General features: G+C 54.0%; 8 protein-coding genes and 2 pseudogenes. 3 read left to right on the top strand and 7 right to left on the bottom strand.

The annotated features are described in order from the left end of the window. A partial coding sequence (locus K0778_RS20520; protein ID WP_024169623.1) for an IS1 family transposase occupies positions 1-225 on the top strand: 225 nt, incomplete at its 5' end. Between the two features lie 26 nt (positions 226-251). Further along, positions 252-992 carry a MipA/OmpV family protein gene (locus K0778_RS20515; protein ID WP_000906806.1) on the top strand — a complete coding sequence of 247 codons (741 nt, stop codon included), beginning with the start codon at positions 252-254 and terminating at the stop codon, positions 990-992. 21 nt (positions 993-1,013) lie between these two features. On the opposite strand, the pseudogene K0778_RS20510 reads toward K0778_RS20515, so the two are convergent. Next, positions 1,014-1,202 (bottom strand): annotated as a pseudogene (locus K0778_RS20510) (hypothetical protein); the annotation flags it as partial. Positions 1,203-1,205: 3 nt separating this feature from the next. Between K0778_RS20510 and K0778_RS20505 the strand changes: the two are divergent. Then, positions 1,206-1,307: pseudogene (locus tag K0778_RS20505) on the top strand (AraC family transcriptional regulator); the annotation flags it as partial. A 31-nt stretch (positions 1,308-1,338) separates the two neighbouring features. Here the strand turns inward: K0778_RS20505 and araD are convergent. Genes araD through yiaN form a run of 6 tightly spaced genes read right to left on the bottom strand, consistent with a single transcriptional unit; the run spans position 1,339 to position 7,316 of the window. Continuing rightward, the gene (gene araD / locus K0778_RS20500) at positions 1,339-2,034 is read right to left on the bottom strand and encodes an L-ribulose-5-phosphate 4-epimerase (RefSeq protein ID WP_000893142.1); all 696 of its coding nucleotides are present in this window, start codon (positions 2,032-2,034) and stop codon (positions 1,339-1,341) included. Beyond that, a complete protein-coding gene (locus tag K0778_RS20495) occupies positions 2,028-2,888 on the bottom strand; it encodes an L-ribulose-5-phosphate 3-epimerase (protein ID WP_001295230.1) in 861 nt (286 codons plus the stop codon). Before K0778_RS20495 ends, araD begins: the two co-directional genes overlap by 7 nt. Next, complete coding sequence (gene ulaD, locus K0778_RS20490) at positions 2,881-3,543, bottom strand: 3-keto-L-gulonate-6-phosphate decarboxylase UlaD (protein ID WP_000089481.1); 663 nt, start codon at positions 3,541-3,543, stop codon at positions 2,881-2,883. Before ulaD ends, K0778_RS20495 begins: the two co-directional genes overlap by 8 nt. Beyond that, positions 3,540-5,036 (bottom strand): L-xylulokinase, encoded by a 1,497-nt coding sequence (gene lyxK, locus K0778_RS20485; RefSeq protein ID WP_063084483.1) that lies wholly within the window; start codon positions 5,034-5,036, stop codon positions 3,540-3,542. The genes ulaD and lyxK overlap by 4 nt, the downstream gene beginning before the upstream one ends. Positions 5,037-5,039: 3 nt before the next feature. Further along, entirely contained in the window at positions 5,040-6,026 is a 987-nt protein-coding gene (gene yiaO / locus K0778_RS20480) for a 2,3-diketo-L-gulonate TRAP transporter substrate-binding protein YiaO (protein ID WP_000776887.1), read from the bottom strand. Positions 6,027-6,038: 12 nt separating this feature from the next. Next, positions 6,039-7,316: a 2,3-diketo-L-gulonate TRAP transporter large permease YiaN gene (gene yiaN / locus K0778_RS20475; protein WP_000279599.1), complete on the bottom strand. Its 1,278-nt coding sequence runs from the start codon at positions 7,314-7,316 to the stop codon at positions 6,039-6,041. Between the last annotated feature and the right edge of the window lie 2 nt (positions 7,317-7,318).

Raw genomic sequence — 7,318 nt, 5'->3', positions numbered from 1 at the left:
GAGGTCGTGGTATGGATGACGGATGGCTGGCCGCTGTATGAATCCCGCCTGAAGGGAAAGCTGCACGTAATCAGCAAGCGTTACACTCAGCGAATTGAGCGGCATAACCTGAATCTGAGACAACATCTGGCAAGGCTGGGACGGAAGTCACTGTCGTTCTCAAAATCGGTGGAGCTGCATGACAAAGTCATCGGGCATTATCTGAACATAAAACACTATCAATAAGTTGGAGTCATTACCGAATACCGGACATGTTAATTAATCGCAATATTGTGGCGTTATTTGCGTTGCCTTTTATGGCAAGCGCAACTGCTTCTGAATTATCCATTGGTGCTGGTGCAGCTTATAATGAATCGCCTTATCGCGGTTATAATGAAAATACAAAGGCAATTCCGCTGATTAGTTATGAAGGTGATTCTTTTTATGTTCGTCAGACCACATTAGGTTTTATTCTGTCGCAAAGTGAAAAAAATGAACTTAGCCTGACCGCATCCTGGATGCCGCTGGAATTTGACCCTGCCGATAATGACGATTATGCCATGCAACAGCTTGATAAGCGTGATAGTACGGCTATGGCGGGGGTTGCCTGGTATCACCACGAGCGTTGGGGAACCGTGAAAGCCTCTGCGGCTGCGGACGTTCTGGATAACAGCAACGGCTGGGTGGGGGAGCTATCGGTATTCCACAAAATGCAGATAGGTCGCCTGTCGCTGACACCTGCGCTGGGCGTTCTCTATTATGACGAGAATTTCAGTGACTATTACTATGGCATTTCAGAGAGTGAGTCCCGTCGTAGCGGTCTGGCAAGTTATTCCGCGCAGGATGCCTGGGTGCCCTATGTCAGCCTGACGGCAAAATACCCGATAGGAGAGCACGTCGTATTGATGGCGAGCGCAGGATACAGCGAGCTGCCGGAAGAGATTACCGACAGCCCGATGATTGATCGTAATGAGAGTTTTACCTTTGTCACCGGGGTGAGCTGGCGTTTTTAATTCACCGGTGGATGTCGGTGCGGCTGGTGCTCCGTCGTAATGCCACAAAGGTTGTTGCTCTGGATTGCTCTGTTCATACCGGGAACCTGGCGTCTGAATCAGGATCTTATGGCTGAACAATCCCTTGCCTTCAAATGTCGTAAATGGCGCATCGGCGGGCAGCAACAGGTTATGCAGTGACTCGACGTTGTCGGCCTGCTCCATGCAATACGGTTTAATGACGTTGGCTATTTCCGGCAGATTTTTCAGAAACATACTGGTTTAACGCCAGCAGCGTGGAAGCGGCGTTACAGCAAGGAACATATCAATTCGTAGTGCCGGGGCGATGAAGCCCCGGCGTGAGGGATTACTGCCCGTAATAGGCATTGGCCCCATGCTTACGCAGGTAGTGCTTATCCAGCAGTTCGTTTTGCATCGCAGGGAGCTGCGGCGCAAGCTGGCGCGAGAATAGACCCATATAGGCGCATTCTTCGAGTACTACGGCGTTATGCACGGCATCGGCGGCGTTTTTACCCCATGCGAACGGGCCGTGAGAATGCACCAGCACCGCCGGGATTTGTGCCGGACTCCTGCCACGTTCTTCGAAGGTTTCAATGATCACTTCGCCGGTCTGATATTCATATTCGCCGTTAATCTCCTCTGCTGTCATCTGTCGCGTGCAGGGGATGGCACCGTAAAAATAATCGGCGTGGGTGGTGCCCCAGGCGGGGAGATCCAGCCCGGCCTGTGACCAGATGGTGGCGTGGCGCGAGTGGGTATGCACAATACCGCCAATTTCGGCATAGCGACGGTAGAGCGCCAGATGCGTTGGTGTATCGGAAGAGGGTTTTTTGCTGCCTTCCACCACCTTACCGCTGGCTATCTCAACCACCACCATATCGTCGGCGGTCATCACGTCGTACTCGACGCCGGAAGGTTTGATTACCATCCATTGCCGCGTTTCGTCTACCGCGCTGACATTGCCCCAGGTGAACGTCACCAGATGGTGAGCGGGAAGCGCCAGATTCGCCGCCAGCACGTCGGCTTTCAGTTGCTCTAACATATAAATCCAGCCTCCTGCATACGCGCTTCAATCCAACGCCGCGCCTGAATAATCTCCAGCACCGGCTCTTTGGCTTTTTCGGTCCACATCTCAATCAGGAAAGAACCGCGATAGTTCAGTTTATGCAGCGTTTTGAAGATGCCAACGAAATCGACGCAGCCTTCGCCAAACGGCACGTCGCGGAACTGTCCGGGACTTTGCCCGGTGACTGGCTGGGTGTCTTTCAGGTGGATCGCGGCGATACGGTCAATGCCCAGTTTCAGTTCGGCGGGAACATCATTGCCCCAGGCGCTGAGGTTGCCGACGTCCGGGTAGACGGTGAACCACGGTGAGGCGAGCATCTCGTCCCATTTTTTCCATTTGCTGATGGAGTTCATAAACGCGGTATCCATAATCTCCACCGCCAGCATTACTTGTGATGCCGCCGCCTGTTCGACTGCCCACGCCAGCCCTTCAGCAAAACGTTGCCGGGTGCCTTCGTCGTGGTCTTCGTAATAGACGTCATAACCTGCCAGCTGGATGGTGCGAATGCCGAGATCGCGCGCCAGGCGAATCGCTTTACTCATGATTTCCCGCGCCCGTTCGCGCACTGCCTCGTCACGGCTACCAAAGGGAAAGCGACGATGTGCGGACAGGCACATCGACGGGATCCCAACACCTGTTTCGATCATCGCGGCAACCAGCGAAGTCCTTTGTGCGGCGCTCCAGTCAAGACGTGAGAGCCGTTCGTCGGTTTCATCCACCGACATTTCGACAAAATCAAAACCGCAGCTTTTTGCCAGCACCAGCCGCTCCGGCCAGGAGAGATCTTTCGCCAGCGCTTTTTCATAAATCCCTAACGGATGATTACGCACGCGCACCTCCCCAGATAGCGTCGATTTGCGCATGGAAATCGCCAGCCACTTGCGCCGGATTTGCCGCGCCTGCCAGTGCCCGCCCGGCAATAAACGCTTTCACGCGGATATCTTTAAACAGCGGCAGGTCAGCAGGGGTAATCCCGCCAGTAATGGAAAGCTCAAGGCCGATATCTGAAAGCGCCTTCATGCGTGCCAGATCGGCTTCGCCCCACTGTTGCCCGCTGGCCTGTGCATCACGACCGCGATGATAAATGGCCTGCCGCACGCCAATACGATGCCAGTCGCGGGCGTCGTCCAGCGTCCAGTTACCGAACAGCTCTATCTGAATTTCACCCCCGCAGCGTTGTGCCATTGCGTGGCCTTTTTCTACCGTCGCGAGCGGCGCGGCGCAGATGATGGTCATCCAGTTAGCGCCTGCGCCAAACGCCTGTTGCGCGAGCGTTTCACCAGCGTCGGCGACCTTCCAGTCAGCAACGATGATTTTGTCCGGGCACTGTTCGCGCAAGGCTTTCACCGCGCCAAGCCCTTCGTTTAAACAGAGAATGGTGCCCGCTTCGACGATATCGACGCTGTCTTTTAACAGCGTCACGTCGCGCTGCGCGGCTTCAAGTGATGAGTGGTCGAGGGCCAGTTGCAGAAGTGGTCGGCTCATAATGTGTGCTCCTTAATGCGGGCGTGAAAGCCCTGAAGTGCGGCAATGAGATGCTGATAACGTTGATATTTTTTTTGGTAAAGCTGATGGGCGGTCATATCTGGCAGCAGGGTGTGCACCGGGTGTCGCAAGTCACGTTGGGCTTCGCTGAAGTTGTGATAAACCCCGGTGCCGACGCGGGCGGCAAGGGCCGCACCAAAGCAGCCGGTTTCTTCCACCTGCGGCAGCTCGATACGCAGACCGCTGACGTCCGCCAGCATTTGCATCCAGACATCGGAGTGCGCCGGGCCGCCAGTGACGCGTAGGGTGTGAACATCAGTAAAACGTTCGCGCATTCGGTTGAGGTGGGTCATATGGCTGAACACCACCCCTTCATAGATGGCCTGCAACAGGTGCGCGCGGGTGTGAATGGCCTGCATCCCGTAGAAACCACTGGTCATCTCGAGTCCGGCGTTGCTGCCGTACAGGAACGGCAGGAAAAAGAGATCGCCCCCAGCCTTCGGCAAGCTGGCAACGGCCTGATTGATCTCATCAAACGAGATTTCTCCCCACTGTGCGGTAAACCATTCGAGGTTGCCGGAAGAGGTAGGGCTGGCTTCGTGAACGATAAATTCACCATCGTTAACGTAGCGACCATAGACATACGGATGCGCTTCACCGTCACGTAAACCGCGGGTTATGCCGCTGGTCACCGCCCAGGTCCCCATCACCGCATTGAGGGTAAATTCGTCTTCGATCCCGGCGCAGAGTGCGGTGGAAACCACATCAAACAGGCCGCCAACAACGGGCGTACCCGCTTTCAGACCGGTCAGGGCGGCTGTCTGAGCGGTGATCTCCCCGCAGATTTCGGCAGATCCGACAACAGGCGGCAGGGCGTGATTGATTTCAGCGATCCCCAGCCAGTCGGTGAGGCACGGGTCATATTCCCCAAGACTCATGTTGTAGAGGTTGGACTCGGAAATATTGCTCTCTTCACAGCCTTTGACGCCAGTTAAACACCAGCGCAGGTAGTCGTGCGTCATCATCACGCAGCCAATTTGCGCGTAGCGTTCTGGTTCGTGCTCTTTCAGCCAGCGTAACAGCGACACCGGATGCCCGGTCCACAAGGTTTGTCGGGTCAGCGGGTAGAGTTTTTCCGGGATGCCATCTTCCTGCCAGCGACGAACGATTTCCATCGCCCGGCGGTCCGAGGACAAAATAGCATTCCCGAGCGGTTTGTCGTTTTTATCCAGCAAAAACAAGCCCTTTCCCTGTGCGGAGATGCCGATACCGACAATTTGTTCCCCGCTAACACCAGAATGAGTAAGCAGGGCGCGAATGACAGCCATGCAGCATTGCCACAGTTCTGCCATATCGCGCTCTGCCCAGCCTGGCTGCGGGCTTAATGCGCACAGCGGCAGGCGCTGCACGCCTGCCTCCCGGCCTTCGCGGTCATACAGCCCGGCTTTCAGCCAGCTACCGCCACAATCTAACCCCAGCCAGTATTGCGTCATGGTTTATTGCACCTCATCCACGGCTTTCAGCAGATCAGCTCCCTGCGGCACATCTTTAACAAACATGTCGCGAACCTGATTCCCCAGTGCGTCGCTAAAGGCTTTGCGGTCGAGATCGGTGATGACTTCCACGCCCGCTTCTTTCATGCCGTCGATGATTTTTTGCTGATCTTCAGCAACCAGTTTGCGCTGATAGTTACCCGCTTCTTGTGCAGATGAAACTAGCGCCTGCTGGAACTCCGGACTTAAGCCATCAAACTTCGCTTTGTTGATCACCACCAGAAGCGGGGAATAGGCGTGGTGCGTCAGAGAAAGGAACTTCTGCACTTCGAAAAATTTTGCTGACCAGACGACGTTGATCGGGTGTTCCTGAGCGTCGATAGTGCGGGTTTCCAGCCCGGTATAGACTTCGGCAAACGGCATCGGGATCGGGTTAGCGCCAAAGACTTTGAATGCGGCGATATTCATCGGGCTATTGTTGGTGCGGATTTTCAGCCCTTTCAGGTCGGCGGGGGTTTTAACCGGTGCGCGCGAGTTGGTGACATCGCGCCAGCCGTTTTCCCAGTAGGCCAGTACTTTCAGTCCTTTACCTTCAAGTGAGGCTTTCAGATCATCACCGACTTTGCCGTCGAGCGTTTTATGCGCGTGAGCGGTATCGCGGAACAGGAAAGGGACATCAAGCAAGTTCATCACTGGTGATAACCCGGCAAAGTTATTCGAGCCGGACATTTCCATATCGATGGTGCCGCCACGTACGCCGCTGATCATCGCCTGCGCGTTACCGAGAGTGCTGTCCGGGAACAGTTTTAATTTCAGCTCGCCTTTGGTTCTCTCCTGCAATAAATCATTGAATTTTTTCGCCGCAATATGTTGCGAGTCGGTTTGTGATGTTTCATAACCGAAACGTAAAGATTGTGCCGCCAGAGAAGATGTGCTGAATGCAGCCAGGCCAGCAATGAATAATGCGTAGGTTACAGAGCGTAATTTCATAATATTTTCCTTTTAATTAATCCATTTCAAAGGGAGGATGATGAGATCGGGAATAAAAACAAATACGACTAATAATGAATATAAAACCAGGACGTAAGGGAAAACGCCTCTGACTGCATCATCGAATTTGAGTTTTGCCACCCCTGAAATAACGTTAAGTACATTACCGATAGGCGGTGTAATTAAGCCGATTGAGCAGTTAATGATAAACATGACACCGAAATAAATCGGATCGATTCCTGCCTCTTTAACTAAAGGCATTAATACCGGGGTAAGAATTAATACCGTCGGCGTTAAATCCATGACCATGCCGACAATCAGGATAGCCACCATAATGACGATAAACAGCAGACGCGGTGAATCGACCAACGGTTGCAGTAAATCAGAAACCATCATCGGCAGTTCAGCAATGGTAATCAGCCAGGCGGAAACTTGTGCCGAGGCCACCAGAAACATAACCACTGAGGTGGTTTTCGCCGCGCCAATGAGTACATGCCAAAGTGTGGCGAAGGTCATTTCACGGTAAATAACTGTGGCGACAAACAGCGCATAGAAAGCAGCAACGGCCCCGGCTTCGGTAGGGGTAAACAGACCGGAGCGAAACCCGCCAATAATGATGACTGGAAGAAACAGCGCCCAGATACCGGAGACAAAAGAGTGCCAGATTTCCTGCATCGTTGCTTTTTGCTGGCGGGGTAAATTAAGGCGACTGGCCTGCCACCACCAGGTAAGCATCAGCGTTGCGCCCATCATCATGCCAGGGGCAATGCCCGCCATAAACAGCTTACTGATGGATAATCCGCTGGAAACGCCGAAGATAATAAACGGAATGGAAGGGGGAATAATTGGCGCGATAATGCCGCCAGAGGCAATCAGCCCCGCCGCCCGGTTGACCGGATAGTTGGCGCTGCGCATCATCGGCACCAGTAGAGCGGCAACGGCGGCGGTATCCGCAACGGCAGAACCAGAAAGGCTCGCCATAATCATAGCTGCCAGCACGCCGACGTAGCCCAGCCCGCCTGGTTTATGCCCCACCAGTTTCATCGGCAGGTCAACAATGCGTTTTGACAAGCCGCCCGCATTCATGATTTCACCCGCCAGCACAAAGAACGGAATCGCCAGCAGGGAGAAGCTATCGGCTCCGTTCACCAGCGTTTGTGCCATGATCTGGACATCAAACATGTCCAGCCAGAACATTAACGCCGCCCCGCACAACAACAGTGCCCAGGCAATAGGCAAACCGATAGCAATACCACCCAACAGACAGCCCAGAAAAATCAGCACAGCCATGA

Source organism: Escherichia sp. XD33, assembly GCF_019375075.1.
GTDB classification, from domain to species: Bacteria; Pseudomonadota; Gammaproteobacteria; order Enterobacterales; family Enterobacteriaceae; genus Enterobacter; species Enterobacter flexneri_A.
This window is presented reverse-complemented; position numbering and strand designations above follow the sequence as displayed.